A 505-nucleotide genomic window follows, 5' to 3' on the forward strand; every position below is an offset into this window, starting at 1 on the left:
GCGTCCAGCCTACATGGTTGGTCTGGTTAACGTTAATCTCCGTATGCGCCAAAAGCTCTTTTACAATACTTAAATGGCCTTTTTCACAGGCAGGCGTCAGGCCGACACCGCCAAAACGGGTTACGCAATTAAGATCGGGTTTAGCCGGTAAAATAATTCGTAGTAGCGTTAAATCATCGTTCAGACAGCTAATTAAAAAAGGATTTAAACAGGTATGATCTTGCTTATTAATATCCGCTCCGGCATCAATTAATGCCTGAACGCAAGCATATTGCTGATATAAACTTGCCAGCGTAATTGCGGTTTTCCCCTGACGATCGCAGGTATTAATATCGACACCCAGCGCAAGGCAGGTTTTTACTTTATCGATATCACCCTGTTGTGCAGCCAATAAATAGTCGGCAGGTAGATTTTTTATACTCATTCACATTCCCCTGGTTTTTGTGGCTGTTTTCGATGAATTGAGAATAGCAACGATAATCTGATAAAAGAACCCGCTTAAATT

Annotated in this window: 1 protein-coding gene; it reads right to left on the reverse strand. The window is 41.8% G+C overall.

Annotated elements, in window-relative coordinates:
• Positions 1–424, reverse strand: a 424-nt coding sequence (locus ACFFRH_RS45100) for an ankyrin repeat domain-containing protein (protein ID WP_512701172.1), incomplete at its 3' end; no start/stop codon positions are given.
• Positions 425–505: the final 81 nt, after the last annotated feature.

The sequence above is a fragment of the Streptosporangium vulgare genome (genome assembly GCF_042428775.1).
Classification (GTDB): Bacteria; Actinomycetota; Actinomycetes; order Streptosporangiales; family Streptosporangiaceae; genus Streptosporangium; species Streptosporangium vulgare.